This window comes from uncultured Oscillibacter sp. (assembly GCF_910579365.1).
Lineage (GTDB): Bacteria > Bacillota > Clostridia > Oscillospirales > Oscillospiraceae > Oscillibacter.
On the sequence record NZ_CAJTUX010000046.1, the window covers coordinates 1 to 22,241 of the forward strand.

Annotated in this window: 15 protein-coding genes and 1 pseudogene; 13 read left to right on the plus strand and 3 right to left on the minus strand. The window is 64.1% G+C overall.

The window, feature by feature from the left end; translation table 11 throughout:
* The 9 genes from QZ329_RS10740 to QZ329_RS10780 form a co-directional block, all read left to right on the plus strand.
* Positions 1-4,240 (plus strand): S-layer homology domain-containing protein (locus tag QZ329_RS10740; protein WP_295752367.1); only part of this gene is annotated, 4,240 nt, incomplete at its 5' end.
* A 916-nt stretch (positions 4,241-5,156) separates the two neighbouring features.
* Positions 5,157-6,374 carry an argininosuccinate synthase gene (locus tag QZ329_RS10745; protein WP_295752370.1) on the plus strand — a complete coding sequence of 406 codons (1,218 nt, stop codon included), beginning with the start codon at positions 5,157-5,159 and terminating at the stop codon, positions 6,372-6,374.
* 48 nt (positions 6,375-6,422) lie between these two features.
* Positions 6,423-7,805: an argininosuccinate lyase gene (gene argH / locus QZ329_RS10750; RefSeq protein ID WP_295752373.1), complete on the plus strand. Its 1,383-nt coding sequence runs from the start codon at positions 6,423-6,425 to the stop codon at positions 7,803-7,805.
* Between the two features lie 13 nt (positions 7,806-7,818).
* Positions 7,819-8,739: an N-acetyl-gamma-glutamyl-phosphate reductase gene (gene argC / locus QZ329_RS10755; RefSeq protein WP_295752376.1), complete on the plus strand. Its 921-nt coding sequence runs from the start codon at positions 7,819-7,821 to the stop codon at positions 8,737-8,739.
* A 19-nt stretch (positions 8,740-8,758) separates the two neighbouring features.
* Positions 8,759-9,985 (plus strand): bifunctional glutamate N-acetyltransferase/amino-acid acetyltransferase ArgJ, encoded by a 1,227-nt coding sequence (gene argJ, locus QZ329_RS10760; RefSeq protein WP_295752379.1) that lies wholly within the window; start codon positions 8,759-8,761, stop codon positions 9,983-9,985.
* Positions 9,986-10,000: 15 nt separating this feature from the next.
* Positions 10,001-10,870, plus strand: coding sequence for an acetylglutamate kinase (argB, locus tag QZ329_RS10765; protein ID WP_295752382.1), 870 nt, complete (start codon positions 10,001-10,003; stop codon positions 10,868-10,870).
* Entirely contained in the window at positions 10,867-12,045 is a 1,179-nt protein-coding gene (locus QZ329_RS10770; RefSeq protein WP_295752386.1) for an aspartate aminotransferase family protein, read from the plus strand. Before argB ends, QZ329_RS10770 begins: the two co-directional genes overlap by 4 nt.
* A gap of 85 nt (positions 12,046-12,130) precedes the next feature.
* Positions 12,131-13,120 (plus strand): ornithine carbamoyltransferase, encoded by a 990-nt coding sequence (gene argF / locus QZ329_RS10775; protein ID WP_295752389.1) that lies wholly within the window; start codon positions 12,131-12,133, stop codon positions 13,118-13,120.
* A gap of 112 nt (positions 13,121-13,232) precedes the next feature.
* Complete coding sequence (locus QZ329_RS10780; RefSeq protein WP_295752392.1) at positions 13,233-13,505, plus strand: hypothetical protein; 273 nt, start codon at positions 13,233-13,235, stop codon at positions 13,503-13,505.
* An 88-nt stretch (positions 13,506-13,593) separates the two neighbouring features.
* Here QZ329_RS10780 and abc-f read toward each other — a convergent pair whose 3' ends face one another.
* Positions 13,594-15,054 carry a ribosomal protection-like ABC-F family protein gene (gene abc-f / locus QZ329_RS10785; RefSeq protein WP_295752397.1) on the minus strand — a complete coding sequence of 487 codons (1,461 nt, stop codon included), beginning with the start codon at positions 15,052-15,054 and terminating at the stop codon, positions 13,594-13,596.
* A gap of 467 nt (positions 15,055-15,521) precedes the next feature.
* On the opposite strand from abc-f, the gene QZ329_RS10790 reads away from it, so the two are divergent.
* Positions 15,522-17,645, plus strand: a complete 2,124-nt coding sequence (locus tag QZ329_RS10790) for a serine hydrolase domain-containing protein (RefSeq protein WP_295752401.1) — start codon at positions 15,522-15,524, stop codon at positions 17,643-17,645.
* Positions 17,646-17,688: 43 nt separating this feature from the next.
* Here QZ329_RS10790 and QZ329_RS10795 read toward each other — a convergent pair whose 3' ends face one another.
* Together QZ329_RS10795 and QZ329_RS10800 are read right to left on the minus strand one after the other, a co-directional pair.
* Positions 17,689-18,669 carry a copper amine oxidase N-terminal domain-containing protein gene (locus QZ329_RS10795; protein ID WP_295752404.1) on the minus strand — a complete coding sequence of 327 codons (981 nt, stop codon included), beginning with the start codon at positions 18,667-18,669 and terminating at the stop codon, positions 17,689-17,691.
* Positions 18,670-18,836: 167 nt separating this feature from the next.
* Complete coding sequence (locus QZ329_RS10800; protein ID WP_295752407.1) at positions 18,837-19,070, minus strand: hypothetical protein; 234 nt, start codon at positions 19,068-19,070, stop codon at positions 18,837-18,839.
* A 182-nt stretch (positions 19,071-19,252) separates the two neighbouring features.
* Here QZ329_RS10800 and QZ329_RS10805 point away from each other — a divergent pair, with 182 nt between their 5' ends.
* The 3 genes and pseudogenes from QZ329_RS10805 to QZ329_RS10815 form a co-directional block, all read left to right on the plus strand.
* A complete protein-coding gene (locus QZ329_RS10805) occupies positions 19,253-19,894 on the plus strand; it encodes a superoxide dismutase (protein WP_295752409.1) in 642 nt (213 codons plus the stop codon).
* A gap of 288 nt (positions 19,895-20,182) precedes the next feature.
* Positions 20,183-21,292, plus strand: a complete 1,110-nt coding sequence (locus QZ329_RS10810) for a PTS sugar transporter subunit IIC (protein ID WP_295752411.1) — start codon at positions 20,183-20,185, stop codon at positions 21,290-21,292.
* 199 nt (positions 21,293-21,491) lie between these two features.
* Positions 21,492-22,241 (plus strand): annotated as a pseudogene (locus QZ329_RS10815) (stage II sporulation protein E); the annotation flags it as partial.

The following is a 22,241-nucleotide window of genomic DNA, read 5'->3' on the forward strand; positions in this document are numbered from 1 at the left end:
GGCCGCCAACAACCTGCCCAACAACAGCAGCCCCTATCCCGACGTTCCCGCCAACCACACCTTTGCGGGCGTCATCAGCTTCTGCAAGACGAAGAACATCATCAGCGGTTATGGTGACGGCACTTTCAAGCCCGCCAACTCCCTGACCGGCTATGCCTTCGCCAAGATGCTGCTGTGCGCTGTCGGCTATGACTCCGACATCGAGCGCTTCACCGGCTCCGGCTGGACCAACAACGTCGCCGCCATCGGCCAGAGCGCCAGCCTGTTCGACCGCCTCCAGTTCGACGGCAGCGCCGCGGTCAACCGCGAGCAGGCCTGCCAGCTGGCGCTGAACGCCCTGAAGGCCACCGTCGTGGAGTACAGCAACGGCATCAATGTCAACGTCACCGGCGAGAACACCAACGTTGTGGTCTCCGGCGGCCAGGTCCGCTCCTACAAGACCAGCAACCAGGAGTTCGCCCGGAACATCCGGACTCAGCGCACCCGTCCGGACGACGCGTTCGAAACCGTCGAGTTTGCCGAGGAGCATTTCATTGACCTCCGCCTGGAGGCCGACAAGTGGAATCCCACCGACGACGAGTTCGGCCGTCCCTCTGCCGAGTGGAGCTACAAGAAGGTCACCATCGGCACCTATGCCCTGGAGCCCGACTTCACTTACAACACCCAGCAGGCTCACGCCGCCATCGACGACGACGCCGCCAAGGTGCGCGCTCTGGGTCTGCGCGGCTATGAGCTGCACGCCGACGGCGCTGATAAGGACGCTGTTCAGACCACGCTCTGGATCAACGGTGTTGAGCAGACCGGCGCCAACAGACTGACCTCTGTGGGCAACATCGCCGACTACACCGACAACGGCACCGTGGTCAACGTCTATGTTTCCGAGGATGACGCCGACTTCATCACCGACGTTGTGGTTATCCACACCCAGCTGATGGAAGTCAAGCGCGTTGGCAGCGACTATGTCGCTCTCGACCTCAAGGACGGCGACAAGCCCGTTATCGGCCATGCCTTCAACCAGGATCCCCTGGACGTGGAAATGAAGGACACCAAGGACGACAACGAGAACTATGCCATGCTGAAGGAACTGAAGGCCGGCGATCTCGTGGCCGTGGTTCCCGTGGCTGACAACCACAGCGCTACCTCCAAGTACGTTGTCTCCAAGGCCTATGTGCCCGAGACCGTCACCGGCACCCTGACCCGTACCGACATGTACGATGACGAAGTCGTTGAGCTCACTGTCGGCGGAACCTCCTACAAGGCCGCCCAGTGGAACAAGGACATGAAGGACATCGACGCGACGACCATCAAGGTCACCCGCAAGGATGTCACTCTGCACATGGACGAATTCGGCAATGCCCTCCTGATTGAGGACGCCGGTTCCACCTCTGAGTACATGATCATCGGCAACTATTACAAGAGCCTTGAGAATGGCCGTCTGGTCGACTACGTCCACGGTTGGGACGTCGGCGGCGAGGAAATCGACCTGAACCTGGGCATCAACGGCGAGAGCCCCGACATGCGGCCCGGCGATCTGGTCCGCTACACCAGCAACACCTCCAACAGCTCCGCCGACTGGATTCTGGAGGACAACTCCGACAACAGCAAGCCTGCCTACCGTGTTGCGGGTAAGCATTGGGAGAAAGCCCCCAACATCTACAACGTGGACATCTTCGCGACCAACACCGCCGATGGAAAGCTCTATGAGCTCCGCGCCAGCAACAACTCCGTGAAGCTGATGGGCGTTCTGGGCAACGATGGTGTGGCCGTTGGTGCCGGTACGCGCGATGAGATCAAGTTCATGCGTGAAGGCGCGAAGGTCATCTTCGTCACCTTCGACGACGTGGGCGATGTTGACACCATCGAGTTCCAGAAGAACTCCCAGAATGTTGCCAACAAGGACCTGGCCGCTATGCGCGGAACTCCCGATGCGGCTCATAACGGCAGGATTGATACCTTCGCGCCTCCCGCTACCCACGGAGACGGCATCGGTGATACCGGTGACTACGAGGGTTACAACTCCGCCGAGGCTTACTTCGACAAGGACGGCAACGTCCGCGCCGTGGTTGTGAAGACCGAGAGCGGCACCGCTACCAGCAGCAACCTGCTGTATGTCAAGCGTCACTGGAACGGCCACGTGGTCACCGAGAACGCCAAGGGCCAGAAGGTCTATGGCTATGAGGTCGCCATGATGACCAAGGACGGCCTGAAGGACGACGTCCAGATCTGGGCCAACCGCGAGCTGGGCCTGCGGACCTTCGCCTCCTACACCGAGAGCACTCTCGAGGGCTATGAGCCTTACTACACCGTCAAGTCTTATGACCAGGCGATGAAGACCACCTCCACCATGCACCTGACGATCGACTCCTTCGTCAAGGGCTCCAAGGGCCTGACGGCTGTTGCGGGCGCTTGGAAGATCGACGGCACTCCGCTGAGCGCTGGTACCCAGGGTGTGGACGGAGTTACCGGGCAGCCCAATGGTACGTGGACTAATACCACTGCCAACATCCTGACCGACCTGTACTCCCTGAGCAGCACCACTGCCCGTCCCACCGGCGCTGGCATCATCAACCTGGGCCGTGCGGAGTATGTCGATATGACCGGCAACGGCATCGACAACTGGGACGATCTGAAGGACTTCGAGAACGTCGTGGTTGACGTTATCATCAATGATAACATCCACAGCGACACCTTCCGCGTTGCCACCCTGGTTGTGGTGACCCAGGCCGAGGATCCCGGCGAGCGGCCCGACGCCGACGCGATTACCGTGACCATTGGCCAGGAAGCCATTACCTCCGGCGCTGACGCTGGCAAGATTCGCCTGACCGCCAATGTGGCTGACCTGCCCGCGAACGGAACCATCTACAGCTATCGCTGGTACAAGGTCGGCGACAGCACCAACACTCTTGGAACCGGCAAGACCCTGGTTGTTTCCACTACCGAGGAAGCCACCTACAACTGCGAAGTGACCTACAAGGTCAAGGATAAGGAACTGCCCTCCAGCGGTGCCATTGCTGCGACCCCGGTCGCAATTACCCCCGCTCCCGCCGTTGACGGTGTGAAGATTGCGGTTCCCACTGCTGCGAACACGAACCGCGGCGAGGCCATCACCTATAAGGCGGTTGCCACGGTCAATGGCGTTGCGGTTACTTCGAACGCGAATATCCGCTACACCTGGAAGATCGACGGAGTCGACGCGGAAACCCTCGGCGCTACCGTCAAGGTCAACGCCGACGGCACCACGGAGCTGGTTATCCCCGCGGACAAGGCCGCCTCTATGGCTGGCATGACCGTCACCTGCGTGCCTTCTGTGATTGATGCCGCTGGTACGGAGACCCCGGTCGTGATCGCGCCCGAGGACGTGGATAAGGTTCAGCAGACTGAGACCGGCGCTATCGGAACCACTCCCGCCGGGAACACCAATGTTCCTGCTCCGGGCGATCTGCCCGATTCTCCCACCGCGACTGACGCGGTTGTCACCTTCGAGATCGGTGCAAACACCATGGTAACCTATAAGGGCGCGACCCTGACCTCTGCTTCTCCCTCTACCTTCACGGTTGCGAAGGGCGAGATCATCACTGTCAAGGCTGAGAAGATGGGCTCTGCGAGCGGCGTTGTGTCTGTGACCCCCAGCGAGAGCATTGTCTTCGTGGATGGAACCGTCGGCAGCAGTCAGAGATTCGTGGTCAATGCCTCCGGCACCATCACGGTCTCCCTTGACGCCCCCGACCTGAATAAGGTTGCCGCCGCTTTCACGAAGACGGCCCTGGCCGACAAGACTGACGCGATTCCCGCTGATGTTCTGAATACTGGTTACGATCTGACTACCTCCGCTGGCGATGGGAAGATCACGCTGGCTTTCAGCCACACCGGTCTGTACGGTCATACGAACGCGAATGGCGGAAAGGCCTATCAGATTGGGTTCAATGTTCCCGAGACGATTGACGGCTGGACTGTGAGCGACGTGACCGTTGTGAACAAGTGGAAGGATCAGAGTGCCAGTCCTGCGCAGGGATACGTCAACTTTGGATCCTCTTCTGAAGGCGGCTATTGGCTCACGCTTTATCGGGCGTGCGCTCCGGGAGGAAGTGGACTTGATACCGCCATGGGGAGTAGCGGAGTCACCTCTGGCACCGTCACTCTGACCAAGAGCGGCGTAAACGTTGAGGTTCCCCTGGTAGTGGATTGCAGCAATGTTGTGGTGTACAAGTGGGATACCACCTACACGCAGCCCGAGGCCTAATCCCTTTCTCTCAAAGATTCTGATTTCCCCGGATTTCTGAGAAATCCAAAAAGTCCCCGGCGCGCAAGCGCCGGGGACTTCTTTTCATTTCCTGCGTCATTTCGCGAATCGTTTTACACAGGCGGCCTCCGGCTTCCCCAGGGACCGCGCCCCTGAAAATGCGCTTGCGTTCCTGGGCGGGGGGTGGTATAATGAATTTGGCGTAAAGCCATCCGATGAAGAATTTCCATCACCCACAGAGCAAGGCGAACCCCCGGAGAGGTGCTGACTCTCCGGGGGTTCGCCTTTGCGGGGATATTAACTGCCCTTCTTGCGCTGGTCGAGCCATTTGCAAATGTAATGGCACAGTATGCCGGCCGCGACAGACACAAGAAATCCGATGAGAATTTCCATCATTCCACCTCCTTCCTGTTGCCAGGAGGGCAGCGTGGAGATTATACCATTTTTCGACAGGGGCCGCAAGGGCGGACACACAGGCCGCCTGCGGGCGCAGACTGAAAATGCTCTTGCGTTTCCGGGCGGGGGGTGGTATAATGAAGGCACCCTGAAACTGGTGGTAAGTTGAAGGTATTCACACAGCAAAACGGACCCCCGGAGAGGTCGCATCTCTCCGGGGGTCCGTTTTGGGCTTAGCTGCCCTTGCTGTGCCGTTCAAGCCATTTGCAGATGTAATAACAGGCGATGCCTGCGGCCAGCGACACAAGGAAACTGGTGGCAATGCTGAGCATGGTATTCACCTCCTTCCTGTTGCCAGGAGGGCAGCATGGGGATTGTACCATTTTTCGACAGGGACCGCAAGGCGGCGCGGCAAAATTTGCCTCGCTGGTCTCCGGATTCTTGTGCAATCCGCCAATTGAATATTTATTCACTATAGATGTATAATTCTTACATCATTCAAACCTTTGGAGGCGCTGTTATGAAGAAAGATATCAAGAAAATTGTCCTCGCCTACTCCGGCGGACTGGATACGTCCATCATTATCCCCTGGCTGAAAGAGAACTACGGCAACCCGGAGATCATCGCCGTGGCCGGCGACGTCGGGCAGAACGACGAGCTGGACGGCCTGGAGGAAAAGGCCCTTAAGACCGGAGCCAGCAAGCTGTACATCGCCGACCTCACCGACGCCATGGTGGACGAGGTCATCATCCCCTCCCTGAAGATGGGCGCCAGCTATGAGCAGTACCTGCTGGGCACGGCCTTTGCCCGGCCCATCATCGCCCGGAGCCTGGTGGAGATCGCCAAGAAGGAGGGCGCGGACGCCATCGCCCACGGCTGCACCGGCAAGGGCAACGATCAGGTCCGCTTCGAGCTGGCCATCAAGCGCTTCGCCCCGGAGATGACCATCATCGCCCCCTGGCGGGAGTGGGACATCAAGGGCCGGGACGAGGAGATCGACTACGCCGAGGCCCACAACGTCCCCCTGAAAATCAGCCGGGAGACCAACTACTCCAAGGACAAGAACCTCTGGCACCTGAGCCACGAGGGCCTGGACCTGGAGGACCCCGCCAACGAGCCTCAGTATGAGAAAGAGGGCTTTTTGGAGATGGGCGTCAGCCCCATCGCCGCGCCGGACGCCCCGACTTATGTGACCATCGACTTTGTCAAGGGCGTGCCCGTGGCCGTGGACGGGGAGAAGATGAAGGCCAGCGACATCATCCGCAAGCTGAACCGCCTGGGCGGCGAGAACGGCATCGGCCTTCTGGACATCGTGGAGAACCGGCTGGTGGGCATGAAGGACCGGGGCGTGTACGAAACCCCCGGCGGCACGATTTTGTATAAAGCCCACCAGTGCCTGGAGATGATAACGGTGGATAAGGACACCGCCCATATGAAGAGCAAGCTGGCGGTGGACTTCGCGGACCTGGTGTACAACGGCAAGTGGTTCACCCCCCTGCGGGAGGCTCTCAGCGCCTTCGCCGACAAGACCCAGGAGCATGTAACGGGCAGCGTGAAGCTGAAGCTCTACAAGGGCAACATGATCACGGCCTCCATCACCTCGCCGGAGAGCCTGTATTCCGAGGAGCTGGTGACCTTCAACGAAAGCGCCTATGACCAGACCAACGCCACGGGCTTCATCAACCTGTGGGGTCTGCCGGACACCGTTCTCGCGCTGCGGGAGCAGGGAAAACTGTAAATGAGAAGGAGGGGGCTTGGCCCCCTCTCTTCAGAAGAGGAGAGCGTTATGAAACTATGGGGAGGCCGCTTCGGCAAGGAGACCGACGCGCTGGCCAACGACTTCCAGTCCTCCATCCACTTTGACCAGAGGCTGTACCGGGAGGATATTCAGGGCAGCATCGCCCACGCGGAGATGCTGGCGGAGAGCGGCGTCATCTCCAGGGCCGACGCCGGCACCATCGTCCAGGGGCTGAAGGGCATCCTGCGGGACATCGAGGCGGACAAAATCACCTTCTCCCCGGACAACGAGGACATCCACATGAATATCGAGGCCCTCCTCACCCACCGGATCGGGGACCCGGGGAAGCGCCTTCACACCGCCCGGTCCCGGAACGATCAGGTGGCCCTGGACTTCCGGATGTACGTCCGCAGGGAGATCGGAACCGTCATCGGCCAGCTGCTGGAGCTGGAAACGGTCCTCTGCCGCCGGGCCCGGGAGCATCAGGGCACGGTGATGCCGGGCTATACCCACCTGCAAAGGGCGCAGCCCGTGTCCTTCGCCCAGCATCTGCTGGCCTACGCCGCCCAGTTCCGCCGGGACGTGACGCGGCTGGAGGACTGCCAAAAGCGCCTGAACGAGTGCCCCCTGGGCTCCGGCGCCCTGGCGGGGACCACCTACCCCATCGACCGCTTTCAAACGGCGGAGGCCCTGGGCTTTGACCGGCCCTGCGGCAACTCCATGGACGGCGTCAGCGACCGGGACTACGCCCTGGAGCTTTTGAGCGGCCTCTCGATTTTGATGATGCACCTGAGCCGCTTCTCCGAGGAGGTCATTCTCTGGTGCAGCTGGGAGTTCAAGTTCGTGGAGCTGGACGAGGCCTATTCCACCGGCAGCAGCATCATGCCCCAGAAGAAGAACCCGGATATGGCGGAGCTGATCCGGGGAAAGACGGGCCGGGTCTACGGCGGCTTGATGGGCCTTCTGACGGTGATGAAGGGCTTGCCCCTGGCCTATAACAAGGACATGCAGGAGGACAAGGAGCCGGTGTTCGACGCGCTGGACACCGTGGAGCTGTGCCTGCCGGTGTTCACGGGGATGATCGCCACAATGACCGTCCTGCCGGAGAATATGCGGGCCGCGGCGGGGCGGGGCTTTATCAACGCCACGGACTGCGCCGACTACCTGACGAAAAAGGGCATGCCCTTCCGGGACGCCTATACCGCCGTGGGCCGGCTGGTGGCGGCGTGCTCCGGCGCGGGGAAGACTCTGGAGGAGCTGACCCTGGCGGAGCTGCGGGAGATTTCGGAGCTTTTTGAGGAGGACGTCTACGAGGCGCTGCGGCTGGAGAACTGCATGGCGCTGCGGCAGAGCTTCGGCGGCCCCGCCGAGGCGGAGACCGCCCGGCAGATTCAGGAGGTCGAGGCGTTTGTCCAGGCCCGGAAGCAGTGAGAGGAGCGGCGCTATGAAACCGAAGGTATACATTGACGGCAAGGAGGGCACCACCGGCCTCCAGATTTACGACCGGCTGGCGGCCCGGGAGGACATCGAGCTTCTCCTCATCGAAGAGGAGAAGCGCAAGGACATGGCGGAACGGAAAACGCTCCTCAACGCCGCCGACCTGGTCTTTCTCTGCCTGCCGGACGCCGCCGCCAAAGAGGCGGTGGGCCTGATTGAAAACGACCGCACCCGGGTCATCGACTGCTCCACCGCCCACCGGACGGCCCCCGGCTGGGCCTATGGCTTCCCGGAGCTGTCGGCGGAGCACCGGGAGGGCATCCGGCGCTCCAAACGGGTGGCCAACCCCGGCTGCCACGCCACGGGCTTTATCAGCATTGTTTACCCCCTGGTGAAAAGGGGCCTTCTGCCCCGGGACGCGGCGCTGAGCTGCTTTTCCCTCACCGGCTACTCCGGCGGCGGGAAGAAGATGATCGCCCAGTACGAGGGGGAGAAGCACACCGAGATGTACAGCCCGCGCATCTACGGCCTGAACCAGAGCCACAAGCACCTGCCGGAGATGCAGGCGGTCTGCGGCTTGACGGTTCCCCCGGTGTTCTCCCCCATTGTGGACGACTATTACAAGGGCATGGCCACGACGGTTCCCCTGTTCCTGGACCGGGAGACCCTGCTTTTGGCCCTGACGGACCACTACCAGGGCAGCGGAACCTCCCTCATGGTCCGCGTCAGCGCCGCGTGGGAGGGGCCCATGCTGGCGGCCAACACCCTGGCGGGCTCCGACAGCCTGTACCTGTTCGTCCAGGGGAACCGGGAGCGCTGCACCGTCACCGCCCTCTTTGACAACCTGGGCAAAGGGGCCTCCGGTGCGGCGGTACAGAACATGAATCTGATGCTGGGCTTCGACGAGACTGTGGGCCTGAATCTTTGAGAGACTGCGAGGTATCGCTATGCTGAACTTGATTGACGGCGGCGTCTGCGCCGCCCAGGGCTTCCGGGCCGCCGGAGTCCACGTGGGCGTGAAGACCCACGCGGACTGGAAGAAGGACGTGGCCCTGATTGTCTCCGACGTGGACTGCGCGGCGGCGGCGGTGTTCACGAAGAACGTGGTGAAGGCCGCCCCCATCCGGGTGGACCTGCGGCACCTGGCGGACGGGAGGGCCCGGGCCGTCATCGCCAACAGCGGCAACGCCAACGCCTGCGCCCCCCAGGGGGAGGAAAACGCGGAGCGGATGTGCGCGGCGGCGGCGGCGGCCATCGGATGCAGGCCGGAGGACGTGCTGGTCTCCTCTACCGGCGTCATCGGCCAGCGGCTCAACGTGGAGGCCATTGAGCGCGGCGTCCCGGCGCTGTACGCCGCGCTGGAACGCTCGGCGGCAGCCAGCGACGCGGCGGGCCACGCCATCATGACCACGGACCTGGTGAAAAAAGAGGCGGCGGTGGAGACCACCGTGGGCGGCAGAACCGTCCGCATAGGCGGCGTCGCCAAGGGCAGCGGCATGATCCACCCCAACATGGGCACCATGCTCTGCTTCCTCACCACGGACTGCGCCATCTCCCCGGAGATGATCAGGGCCGCCCTGCTGGAGACGGTGGCCGTCAGCTTCAACCGCATCAGCGTGGACGGGGACACCTCCACCAACGACACCTGCTGCGTCCTGGCCAACGGTCTGGCGGGCAACGAGCCCATCACCGCCAAGGGCCCGGATTACGACGCCTTCGTGGAGGCCCTGAAGGCGCTGTGCGTGGACCTTGCCAGGAGGATGGCCTCCGACGGCGAGGGCGCCCGGCACCTCATCACCTGCACCGTCTCCGGCGCAAAGACGGAGAAGGGCGCGGAGACCATCGCCAAGTCCGTGGTCTCCTCCACCCTGACCAAGGCCGCCATCTTCGGCGCGGACGCCAACTGGGGCCGGGTTCTCTGCGCTATGGGCTATTCCGGAGAGGCGTTTGACCCGGACGGCGTGGCCGTCTGCTTTGCCAGTGCCGCCGGAGAGGTCCAGGTCTGCGCCAAGGGCCGGGGCCTGGACTTTGACGAGGATCTGGCCAAAAAGGTCCTCACGGAGCACGACGTGGAAATCCGCATCGCCCTGGAGGAGGGAGACGGCTCCTGCACCTGCTGGGGCTGCGACATTACCTACGACTATATCAAGATCAACGGCGACTACAGAACGTGAGAGGGGGCGGACAGCATGTCTTCCCATGAACAGCAGGCCCAGACCCTGGTGGAGGCCCTGCCCTACATTCAAAAGTACACCGGCAAGACCGTCGTCATCAAGTACGGCGGCAGCGCCATGACCTCCGACACCCTTCGCCGCTCCGTCATGACGGACATCGTGCTTTTAAATCTGGTGGGCATCCGGGTGGTGGTGGTCCACGGCGGCGGACCGGAGATTTCCGCCATGCTGAAGATGATTGGCCACGAGTCCCGCTTTGTGGACGGCCTGCGCTATACCGACGCCACCACCATGGATGTGGTCCAGTCCATCCTCTGCGGCAAGGTCAACAAGGACCTGGTGGCCCAGCTCAACCGGCTGGGGGGCCGCTCCGTGGGCCTGTGCGGCCTGGACGGGGAGCTGTTCCAGGCCCGGCGGCTGGACGAGAAGTACGGCCTCGTGGGCGAGATTACGGAGGTGAACCCCGCCCCGGTGCGCAACGCCCTCCAGACCGGGTACATCCCGGTGGTGTCCACCGTGGCCCAGGGGACGGACGCGGATACCTCCTATAACATCAACGCCGACACCGCCGCCGCCAAGCTGGCGGAGGCCCTGGGGGCGGAGAAGCTGATTCTGCTCACGGACGTCCGGGGCCTTCTCCGGGACCCCGGGGACGAGGAGACCCTGATCCACGTGATCCGCACCCAGGAGGTGCCGGCCCTGGTGGAGGAGGGCGTCATCTCCGGGGGCATGATTCCCAAAATGAAGTGCTGCGTGGACGCCATCCACGGCGGCGTGGAGCGGGTCCACATTCTGGACGGCCGGATTCCCCACTCCATTTTGATTGAGCTGCTCTCGGACGAGGGCATTGGCACCATGATGAAAAAGGAGGAGTGCGCATCATGACTTCCGAGGCAGTCAAGAGCCTGACCGGGCAGTATATCATGAACACCTACGGCCGCTTCCCCGTGGCCATCGACCACGGCCGGGGGGCCACCCTCTATGACCCGGAGGGGCGGGAATATATCGACTTCACCAGCGGAATCGGCGTCACCGCCCTGGGCTATGGCAACGAGCCCTGGGTGCAGGCCGTGACGGCCCAGGCCAAGAAGCTGGGCCACGTCTCCAACCTCTTTTACACGGAGCCCCCCGCGAGGCTGGCGGAGCTTTTGTGCAAGCGCACCGGGGAGAGCTGCGTCTTCTTCGCCAACGGCGGCGGCGAGGCCAACGAGGGCATGATCAAGCTGGCCCGGAAGTACAGCTTCGACCGGTACGGCCAGGGCCGCAGCACCATCATCACCCTGAAAAACTCCTTCCACGGCCGGACCATCACCACGCTGAAGGCCACGGGGCAGGACGTGTTTCACAACTTTTTCTTCCCCTTCACCGAGGGCTTCCGCTACGCGGCGGCCAACGACCTGGAGGACCTGAAGGCCGCCGCCGGGGACGACGTGTGCGCCGTCATGGTGGAGCTGGTCCAGGGCGAGGGGGGCGTGCTGCCCCTGGACAAGGATTATGTCAAGGCCCTGGCGGACCTCTGCGCCCAGCGGGACTGGCTGTTGCTGGCGGACGAGGTTCAGACCGGCGTGGGCCGGACGGGCACGCTGTTTGCCTTCCAGCAGTACGATATTCTGCCGGACGCGGTGTCCTTCGCCAAGGGCATCGCCGGGGGGCTGCCCATGAGCGGCATCCTGGCCAGCGAGAAATGCCGGAACGTCCTGGGCCCCGGCACCCACGCCACCACCTTCGGCGCCAACCCCGTCTGCGCCGCCGCGGGCCTGGTGGTGCAGGACATCCTCAGCGACGCCTTTTTGGAGGAGGTCAAGGCCAAGGGCGCCTACCTCCGCCAGGGCATAGAGGCGCTGAACCTCCCCTGCCTGGGAAAGACCCGGGGATTGGGGCTGATGATCGGCGCGGAGGTCCGGGAGGGCTGGACCAACAAGGAGATCGCGAACCGTCTGATTGAAAACGGACTGCTGATTCTCACTGCCGGGCCGGGCCTGCGGCTGCTGCCGCCCCTGGTCATCACGAAGGACGAGATGGACAAAGGTCTTGCCATTATGAAGGCGGTCCTGGCCTGAGGGCAATCGATAAAAAACCGAAATGAGGGCCGGTCCCGGAGCGCCGAAACTCCCGAGCCGCCCTCATTTCAAATGTTCGGAAGGGATGGTACTTATGAATCAGAAGCATTTTTTGAAGCTGCTGGACTTCACCCCGGCGGAGATCGGGCAATTTCTGGACACGGCGGCAGACCTGAAGGCCAAGAAGAAGGCCGGGATTCCCCACCGGTACCTGGAGGGCAAAAATGTGGCCCTGATCTTTGAGAAGACCTCCACCCGGACCCGCTGCGCCTTTGAGGTGGCGGCCCAGGATCTGGGCATGGGCAGCACCTACCTGGGGCCCACCGGGTCCCAGATCGGCGTGAAGGAGTCCATCGCCGACACGGCCCGGGTGCTGGGGCGGATGTATGACGGCATCGAGTACCGGGGCTTCGGCCAGGAGATCGTGGAGGAGCTGGCGGCCCAGGCGGGGGTCCCCGTGTTCAACGGGCTGACCAACGAGTTCCACCCCACCCAGATTCTGGCGGACTTCCTGACCATTCGGGAGCACTTCGGGAAGCTGGAGGGGGTCAAGCTGGTCTACCTGGGGGACGCCCGGTTCAACATGGGCAACTCCCTCATGGTGGGCTGCGCCAAGATGGGCATGCACTTCGTGGCCTGCGCCCCCAAGGCGTACATGCCCGACGGGGCCCTGGTGGAGACCTGCCGGGCCATCGCCGGGGAGACCGGGGCCGTGCTGGAGTTTGTGGAGAACCCCATGGAGGCGGTGCGGGACGCCGGCGTGCTCTATACCGACGTGTGGGTGTCCATGGGCGAGCCGGTGGAGGTCTGGGAGGAGCGCATTGCCGCCCTGGGACCCTATCAGGTGACGGAGGCGCTGATGGACGCCGCCGGACCCCAGTGCCGCTTTATGCACTGCCTTCCCGCCTATCACGACCACAAGACGAAGGTGGGCCGGGAGATGGGCGAGCGCTTCGGCCGGGAGGCTATGGAGGTGACGGACGGGGTCTTCGAGTCCCCCCGGTCCATCGTCTTTGACGAGGCGGAGAACCGGATGCACACCATCAAGGCCGTGATGTACGAGCTGATGAAATAAGCGCGGGCGGAGGGGCCGGGTTCCGGTCCCTCCGATTTTTCGGTGACAGGTATAAATTTCTTCCTGGGTTGGGAAACTGGAACCATCAACGTTCAGGAGGCATAGGTGCGAGATGGTGAAAGGTATTTCCAGAAGAGTGGTCGTGGTGGACTCCCCGGACCAGCGGTTTTTCGAACAGGCGATTTTTATCGTGCGGAACGACGCCGCCGGGGAGGGAGTTACCTCCCGGGAACTGGTGGAGGAGGCCCGCCGGGTGGCCCGGAATTACGCCGGGGGAGACCACGGCAAGCTCAGCCGGGCCTGGCGGGACCTGAGCCCGGCGGTGTACACCCTGATGGGGGCGGCGGCCATCGGCCTTTTGTGGCTGATCGTGGCGCTGATTTGAGGGGCCCCGCCGCCCGGCCTGGGCGTTCAGGCCTTGAAAAGGACCCCGGAAGCGCTCCGCGGAGAGGCTTTCGGGGTCCCTTTCTATTTTACAGCGAAATTACCTTTGTGGCCACGGCCTCCTGAAAGGCCCGGTCGTGCTCCACGAAGAGCATCGTGGGGGCGGCGGCCCGCAGCAGCTCCTCGATCTGGAGGCGGGCGTCGATGTCCAGGAAGTTCAGCGGCTCGTCCCAGACATAGAGGTGGGCCTGCTCACAGAGGCTGGCGGCGATGAGGGCTTTCTTCTTCTGGCCCTCGGAGTAGTCCTCCAGGTTCCGGGCGAACTGCTCCCGGGCGAAGCCCAGCTTCCGCAGGATGGCTTTGTACAGACTCTCGTCCAGGTCCCTCCGGCGGATGAAGTCCCCCAGGGAACCCCGGAGGAAGGCGGTGTCCTGGGGCACGCGGGAGATTTTCAGCCCCGGGGCCCGGGTCAGCGTCCCCGTATGGCGGATGTCCCCGCCCAGCAGCAGCTTTAAAAGGCTGCTTTTCCCGCTGCCGTTGGGGCCCTCCAGGGCGATCCGCTCCCCCTGCTCCAGGGAGAAGGACAGCGGCCCGCAGACGGTCCGGTCCCCGTACCAGAGCGCCAGGTCCGAACAGACGGCCAGCCGCCGGGCGTGGTGCGTCAGGGGAGAGAGCTTCAGGGTCTCCGCCGACTCCCGGTTCTGGAGAAGGCTCCGCTTCTCCTCCAGGGCCTTCTCCTGCCGGGCCTCCAGAGCCTTGGCGCGCTTCATCATCTTGGCGGACTTGTGGCCCACAAAGCCCTTGTCATAAGCCCCGATCTTGGACGCCTCCACCCGGTCCGACCAGGCGGAGGTCCGCCGGGCCGCCTGCTGGAGGCGGCGGATGTCTTTCCGGAGGCGGTCGTTTTTCGCCTCCTCGAACTGCTGGACACGGTCGAAGTTCTCCTTCCAGCTGCTGTAGTTCCCCGCCTGGACCTGGATGTCCGCGCGGTTGAAGGACAGGATGTGGTCCACGCAGCCGTCCAGAAAGTGCCGGTCGTGGGACACCAGGATGAACCCCCGCTGCCGCCGGAGGTACGCCGCGGCCAGGGCCCGGCCCTGAGCGTCCAGGTGGTTGGTGGGCTCGTCAATGAGGGGGAAGGCCCCCTCCCGGAGGAACAGGGCCGCCAGGAGGACCTTGGTCCGCTCCCCGTTGGAGAGGGTGGGGAAGGGCCGCCACAGGGCCTCCTCCTCCACGCCCAGAAGGTCCAGCTCCCTGGGAAAGCGCCAACTCTCCGCCTCGGGGCAGAGGTCCTCCAGCACCTCCGCCGTCAGGCGGGCGGGGTCCGGAATGGGGGCGGGAAAATAGTCGAAGGGTACGGAGGACAAAATCCGTCCGCCGTAGGAATACTCCCCCAGCAGCAGCCGGAGAAAGGTGGTCTTCCCCCGGCCGTTCCGGCCGATGAAGCCCAGCTTCCAGCCGGTGTCAATCTGGAAGCTGACGTTTTCAAAGACGGGGTCCGGACTGCCGGGGTAGGAAAAGGTAAGGCCCTGGGCCTGAATCATGGACATACGCGTCATCTCCTCGCTGTGGGGCGCGGCGGCCCCAAAAATCAGGGCCGCAGGAGAACTCCTGCGGCCCGTTGCAGCGCGGCGCAAGCCGCCCCGAAACCGGGCGGCATGGCGGTATGACACGGGGGCTGGAGGTGATTTTCTTCCTGCGCGGCGGCATGCTGCCGCCCCGGCGTCCGCCCTCTGGCGCCGCCGGCGTCCAAATCACTTGGAACTCAGCAGGAAGTCTTTCTCACCTTTCCACCCCTCTCGGTTTGATCACTGGCAGTATAGCACGCCGGGCCGCCGCCGTCAAGCCCCTTTCGCGACCCGGGGCGCACGGCATTCTCCCTGCCGGTTTTGCGGGGGCGGGGCAAAAATTTACAAAATTACTCTTGACTTTCCCCCTTGTGGAAGGTGTACCCTGAGACCGCAGCTTAGGAAAGCGCCCCGGCGGGGAGGGCCCCGCCGGGACGGGAAAGGAAGAAATGATGAAAGAGACCTGTAGACGATTCGGCGCGCTGCTGCTGGCCCTGGCGCTGAGCCTGAGCCTCTCGGTTCCCGCTCTGGCGGCGGAGACGGAGGGCGCGCCCAAGACGCTGGCGGAAACCGCCAAGGAAGCCGCGTCCGCCGCCATGACCTACGGCGGGGCCACCCAGCTGGCCTGGGCCGTGTGGCAGGACGGGGAGATTCTCGCCAGCGGCCGGGAGGGCGGAACCCGGGAGGACCCCGGCGCGGGCCATCTGGCCGGTCTGGCGGCGTGGAGCGCCGGCTCCAACGACCTTTACGGCGTGGGCTCCGTCAGCAAGATTTACACCACTGTGGCCGTCATGCAGCTGGCGGAGGCGGGGAAACTGGACCTGGACCAGCCGGTGGTGAAGTACCTGCCCAATTTCAAAATGGCCGACGAGCGGTATAAGGACATCACCGTCCGGATGCTGCTGAATCACTCCTCCGGCCTGATGGGCTCCTCCATGGGCAGCGCCATGCTCTTTGACGACGCCAGCTCCACAGCCACGGACCAGCTGCTGGAGCGCCTGGCCGTCCAGCGCCTCAAGGCGGACCCCGGCGCGTACAGCGTCTACTGCAACGACGGCTTCACCCTGGCCCAGCTGGTGGTGGAGGCGGTGAGCGGCGCCAATTTCCAGGATTACCTCCGCGCCCACATCCTCGACCCCGCCGGACTGGAGAAAACCGCCTTCCCCGACGAGCTGGTGGGAACGGGCCGCGCCGTTGCCACGTACCAGGGAGAGGACGCCCAAGCCCTTCCCATGGACTGCCTGGGCGTCGTGGGAACCGGCGGCATCTACGCCACGGCGGAGGACCTGGCCGCCTTCGGCGGGGCCCTCACCGGCGAGACCCTGCTGAAAAAAGCCTCGCTGGAGGCCATGGCCGCCCCGGAGTACGCCCGGGGCCTCTGGCCTGAGGAGGGACCGGACGCCTTGGCCTACGGTCTGGGCTGGGACAACGTGGAGTGGTATCCCTTCGCCCAGAGCGGCGTCACCGCCCTGGTGAAAGGGGGAGACACCCAGTATTACCACGCCGGGCTGGTGGTCCTGCCGGAGCACGAGCTGGCGGCGGCGGTGCTGAGCAGCGGCGGCGTGTCCACCTACAACGAGATGGCCGCCTCCCGGATGCTGATCGAGGCGCTGAAGGCCAAGGGTGTAGAGGTGGACGAGACGCCCCTTACCCTCCCCGAGGCCAAGCCCGCCCCCATGCCCCAGGAGCTGACGGAGCTCTCCGGCTATTACGCCTCGATCTATGTCTTCCGGATTGACGTCACGAAGGAGGGGAAGCTGACTCTGCACTACATGAACACCCCCGGCATGCCGGACCAGACCTTCACCTATTACAGCGACGGCTCCTTCCGGGACGAGAGCAACACCGCCGCCCTGCGCCTGGTGAAGGAGGACAACGGGCAGACCTACCTCCACCAGTGGACCTTTACGGAGCTTCCCCTTCTGGGGGGACTTCCCGGCAGCAACTACGCCGCCATGAAGCTGCCGGAGAACCCGATCTCTCCGGAGCTTCAGGAGCACTGGGACAAGATTCTGCTGGAGACCTCCGTCCTGCCGGTGAGCGAGCGGTACAGCTCTCAGGTCTATCTGGCCCTGGGCGCGGCCTTTGCCCTGTCGGCGGCGCAGCAGGAGGAGGAGACGGAGAGCGTCCCGGGCTATGCCGGATCCATGGCCATCGTGGACGAGAACCACGCCCGCTATGTTCCCCAGGTTCCCGGCAACGTGGGCCGGGACGGCAATGACATGGAGCTGTGGCGGGATGAGAAGGACATCCTTTGGATACGCTATTCCAACGGCATGCTGTCCATGGAGGAGAGCGCGGTTCCCGAGCTCTCCACCGGGCGGGACAATGCCGCCGCCTGCACCATCCGACCGGACGGCTATGCCCGCTGGTATAAGATCGGAGACAAGGCCGCCGGAAAGACCATGACCGTCCAGGCGCCGGAGGACGCGGGCTTCTGGGTCTATGACGCGGCGGGCCAGGTGACGGCCTCCTCCGTCCTGTGGGACCAGACCTCCGTTCAGCTGCCGGAGGACGGCCTGCTGGTCTTCGCCGGGGACCCCGGCGCGCGGTTCCAGCTGACCTTCCGGTAACGCCGGAAAAAAGCCCTCCGCCATATGGCGGAGGGCTTTGCATTTACCCGCGGGCCAGATACAGGTTCAACCAATAGCACAGGTCTTCCAGGGGCAGATAGGTCGTGCCGTCCTCCTTGAGGCAGGGGGCGGAGATGGTGGCCTCCCCCTCCGGGGTATGGATGACATTCTGACCGGGATAGACATAGAACACCACGTCGATGTTCTCGTCATACACCACCGCGCCCCGGTTTTTGTCCCAGGAGACGCTGTACCCGGCGGCCTCAGCAATGGCCCGGATGGGAGCCATAACGCCGTTTTCCGTCCGCTTGCCGGAGAACTGGGGAACGTCCTTGTCCTGCTCGGCGTCAAAGCCGCCGTTCACCGCGATGCGCACATCGTGCATGGTGGCAAGGGTGCACACATAGCCCTGATAAGAATAGGGGAAGAGCAGGACCTTCTCCGCTGCGCCGTCCTTGTCCTTCCAGACCAGGACCCGGGCGCCGGGGATCAGATCCTCCATGCGGACGATCTGCCGGGTCAGCCAGGGGGAGTAGGCGGTCTTGTCCGTCACCTCCAGCGTTCCGCCGCCGGTGAGGGGGAAGGCGGGGCTGCCCTCGCTGCCGGGGGCGGGAGACACGGCCCGCCCGGCGATCTCACAAAACTCCGGCGCGGCGGCGTCCGCAGGGACGTTGCCCACCACCACCTCGGCGGATATCTGGGGCGGCAGGCTCAGGGCCATGGCGGGGCTGGCCCAGACATAGAGGGTATCCCCCTCCTTGACGGACTCCATGTCCAGGGGCAGGCCCGTGGCCGCGTCCACCGCCGGGGCCTCTCCCACGTGGACCACCACCTCGTTCAGGGGGTCGTCGGGATTGTCGTTCTTCAGGAGAATACCCTCCCCGTCCCAGGGGGAGACCTTGCCCCAGGCCTGGGTGAAGACGGGGAGCTCCGCAGAGGCTTCCGCCTCCGCCGCCGCGGCGGTGAGGCACAGAGCGGCGGTACAGACCGCCAGAGACAGCAATACAGACAGTAATTTTTTCACGAAAAAATCCTCCATTTCATCAATGTGCGCTAAAATAAGTATACCACAGTTTTACAGGACAGACAAGCACCTCATCCCGCCGGCTCCGGATTTGCCACATCCGGCTTGGGATATCCCAGGGCGGCGATGCTGGTCTCGTTCAGGTCCTGGAAGGGGACGTCCAGGGACTACGCCCCGCCATCCGGCGCGGGGGCGTCCTTCTCCGGCGCGCCGCCCGGCGCTTCCGGCGCGGAAGCGGCCCTCTGCGCAGGCTCCTCCGGGGCGGACTCCGCCTCCCCGCCGGAGGGCTGGCCGGTTGTCACAAAGGCCGTGACGTGTGAATCCGCCCCGCAGGCGCTGAGGGTCCCCAACAGCAGACCCGAGAGAAAAATTCCGCAGAGCATCCAGATAAAGTGCTTCATATGGTATCCTCTTTCCTGATGTGAATTGCGTGCGTCCACTATTATAGACGATCGCCGGAGGGATTTTGTTACAAACTTTTCCGATTTTTTTACAAATTTTTCTCTCCGTATGCTCGCCCGGCTTCCAACATATACTATACAAAGCAACCATCACAAAGCAACCATCAGGAAAGGAGACCTCTATGGAAACGCACTATCCCTTCACTCTGCCGCCCCTGCCCTACGGCTACGACACCCTGCTGCCGGAGATCGGGGAGCGGACCCTTCACTTCCACCACGATAAGCACTTCCAGACCTATGTCGACAACCTGAATAAGCTGCTGGAAAAGCACCCGGACGCGCAGGACTGGCCTCTGGAGCGGCTGGTTCAGGAGTGGCCCAGCCTCCCGGAGGACATCCGCCAGGGCGTGCGGAACAACGCCGGAGGCGTCTATAACCACGATCTTTACTTTAAAACCATGGCCCCCGGCCCCGTCTCCTCCCCCTCCGGCCCCCTGGACGACGCCATCGTCCGGGACTTCGGCAGCCTGGAGGAGCTGAAATCCGCCCTGAAAACCGCAGCCCTGGGGCAGTTCGGCTCCGGCTGGGCCTGGCTGGCCAGCAACCGGGACGGCGGGCTCTCCGTGGTGAAGACCCCCAACCAGGACACCCCCCTGCCCCTGATTCCCCTGCTGCTGTGCGACGTGTGGGAGCACGCCTATTACCTGGACTATCAGAACCGCCGGGGCGACTACTTTGAAAGCTGGTGGCGGAAAGTGGACTGGCCCGGGCTTTCCAAGACCTACGCCGCGCTGCTGGAGAACCGGCCCCGCCGGGCGGAGTGAGGCGGGCGGAGGTGTTCCGCGTGCCGCCGCCCCGGTCAGGGCCCCAGGAAAGACGGCGGGAAGGACGGCGCTTCTGAAATCTCCCGGCAGCGGCGCGGATTGGCGGTTTCGGCAAAAATCCACAGAGCAGACCGCCGCCGGGGGAACGAACCTTTACAAAACCGCTATTGACAAATCCGCGCTTCCTGCGTATGATAGGCCTTACAGGTGTCAAGACACCTGTAAGGCCTTCTGCGTCTTCGCGGGGCCGGTTCCGAAACCATATCACGAAAGAGACAGGTGCTTCCCATGGAAAATGTCAAGGCGTTTCTCAAGCGCAAGAACATCGTCCTCTCCGTCCGCCGCTACGGCATCGACGCCCTGGGGGCGATGGCCCAGGGCCTGTTCTGCTCCCTCCTCATCGGCACGATTTTAAACACCATCGGCACGCAGTTTCACATCGGCTTTCTCACCGCCCAGATCATCACCATCAACGAAACGGGCTATACCATCGGCGGCATGGCCTCCTTCATGAGCGGCGCGGCCATGGCCGTGGCCATTGGTTACGCCCTGCAAGCCCCGCCCATGGTCCTCTTCTCCCTGGCCACGGTGGGCTACGCCTGCAACGCCCTGGGCAAGGCGGGAGGGCCCCTGGCGGTGCTCTTCGTGGCCATCATCGCCGCCGAGGTGGGCAAGGCCGTCAGCAAGGAGACGAAGATCGACATCCTGGTAACGCCCATCGTCACCACCCTGGCGGGCATCGGCACGGCCTGGGTCATCGCGCCCCCCATCGCCGCCGCCGCCAGCGCCTTTGGCCGGGTCATCATGCGGGCCACGGAGCTCCAGCCCTTCCTGATGGGCATTCTGGTCTCCGTGCTGGTGGGCGTCGCGCTGACGCTGCCCATCTCCTCCGCCGCCATCTGCTCCGTCCTGGGGCTGACGGGTCTGGCGGGAGGCGCCGCCGTGGCGGGCTGCTGCGCCCAGATGGTGGGCTTCGCCGTCATGAGCTTCCGGGAGAACGGCTGGGGCGGCCTGGTGAGCCAGGGCCTGGGCACCTCCATGCTGCAAATGCCCAACATCGTCAAAAATCCCCGGATATGGATCGCCCCCACCGTGACCTCCGCCATCACCGGCCCCATCGCCACCTGCCTGTTCCGGCTGGAGATGAATGGCGCGGCCATCAACTCCGGCATGGGCACCTGCGGCCTGTGCGGGCAGCTGGGGGTCTGGACCGGCTGGGTGGCCCCCAGCGAGACCGCCCTTGCCAACGGGGCGGCGGCCATCGCCCCCGGAGCCATAGACTGGGCGGGGCTGCTGCTGATCTCCTTCGTCCTGCCCGCCGTCCTGTGCCCCCTCCTTAACCAGCTCTGCCGGAGAGCGGGCTGGGTGAAGGACGGAGACCTGACCCTTGCGGGCTGAGGAAAGACCATATTCGGACCGGAGTCATCCAAAGAGGATGCCTCCGGTCTTTTTTTGGCGCATTTCCGCTTTTTTCCGCTTAAGGAAACCGCCTCCCTCCCCTTTTTCTCCGGGAAACGCCCGCCCCGCTTTTCCCGACGTGTTTTTTCCCGGCCCGCCGGTAAAATTAGGAAAAACATCCTTGAAGGAGGGACAGGCTGTGGCACACGGTCAACTGACTTTGGAGCGGGGGCAGGCGGGGCGGCTGCTGAATCTGGGCATCCGCTTTTTCCTGGCGGCGGCGCTGACCGCCAGCCAGACGCCTGGGGGCTCCGCTCCCTTTGCCCTGGGCTGGATCGCGGCGGCGGGGCCGGGACTGGAGGGGGGCGCGGCGCTGGCCGGAGCCGTGACGGGGGCGGCGCTGTTTCTCCCCTTTCGAAACGCCCTGCCCTTCCTGGCGGTGGCGGTGCTGATCACCGCCGCCTCCGCCTCTCTGGGGGGGACCTGGCTGCTGGCGCGGCCCAGAGGCGCGGCCCTGACGGCGGCGGGGCTCTTTGTGACGGTGGAGGGGATTTACGTCATTCAGTCCCTCTCCCCCCTGGTCCGGCTGGAGGAGTGCCTGCTGGCGGCGGGACTCACCGGGGCCTCCGCCCTGTTCTTTTATCCCCTGCTCCGGGGCGGGGAGGGACGCCGCGTGGCCGGGGGGCTGATCTTTCTCTCCGGGGCGCTGCTGGCGGCGGTGGAGGACATCAAGTTTCTGGGCTTCTCCCCCGCCAGGGCGCTGCTGTGCCTGCTGGCGCTGCTGGGGGCCTATGACCGGGGGCCCGCCGCCGGGGCGGCTTTCGGCCTGGGACTGGGGCTGACGGCGGAACTCTGCGGCAGCAGACTGTCCCTCACCGCCGCCCTGGGGCTGGCCGGTCTCGCGGCGGGCGGCTGCCAGGGGCGGCGGCGGCCCATGGCGGCCCTGGCC

Excerpts from the sequence above, each read along its gene's own strand:
- QZ329_RS10745 (WP_295752370.1), top strand. The coding sequence starts at position 5,157 with ATGAAGAAAGATATCAAGAAAATTGTCCTCGCCTACTCCGGCGGACTG.
- argH (WP_295752373.1), top strand. The coding sequence starts at position 6,423 with ATGAAACTATGGGGAGGCCGCTTCGGCAAGGAGACCGACGCGCTGGCC.
- argC (WP_295752376.1), top strand. The coding sequence starts at position 7,819 with ATGAAACCGAAGGTATACATTGACGGCAAGGAGGGCACCACCGGCCTC.
- argJ (WP_295752379.1), top strand. The coding sequence starts at position 8,759 with ATGCTGAACTTGATTGACGGCGGCGTCTGCGCCGCCCAGGGCTTCCGG.
- argB (WP_295752382.1), top strand. The coding sequence starts at position 10,001 with ATGTCTTCCCATGAACAGCAGGCCCAGACCCTGGTGGAGGCCCTGCCC.
- QZ329_RS10770 (WP_295752386.1), top strand. The coding sequence starts at position 10,867 with ATGACTTCCGAGGCAGTCAAGAGCCTGACCGGGCAGTATATCATGAAC.
- argF (WP_295752389.1), top strand. The coding sequence starts at position 12,131 with ATGGTACTTATGAATCAGAAGCATTTTTTGAAGCTGCTGGACTTCACC.
- QZ329_RS10780 (WP_295752392.1), top strand. The coding sequence starts at position 13,233 with ATGGTGAAAGGTATTTCCAGAAGAGTGGTCGTGGTGGACTCCCCGGAC.
- abc-f (WP_295752397.1), bottom strand. The coding sequence starts at position 15,054 with ATGTCCATGATTCAGGCCCAGGGCCTTACCTTTTCCTACCCCGGCAGT.
- QZ329_RS10790 (WP_295752401.1), top strand. The coding sequence starts at position 15,522 with ATGATGAAAGAGACCTGTAGACGATTCGGCGCGCTGCTGCTGGCCCTG.
- QZ329_RS10800 (WP_295752407.1), bottom strand. The coding sequence starts at position 19,070 with ATGAAGCACTTTATCTGGATGCTCTGCGGAATTTTTCTCTCGGGTCTG.
- QZ329_RS10805 (WP_295752409.1), top strand. The coding sequence starts at position 19,253 with ATGGAAACGCACTATCCCTTCACTCTGCCGCCCCTGCCCTACGGCTAC.
- QZ329_RS10810 (WP_295752411.1), top strand. The coding sequence starts at position 20,183 with ATGGAAAATGTCAAGGCGTTTCTCAAGCGCAAGAACATCGTCCTCTCC.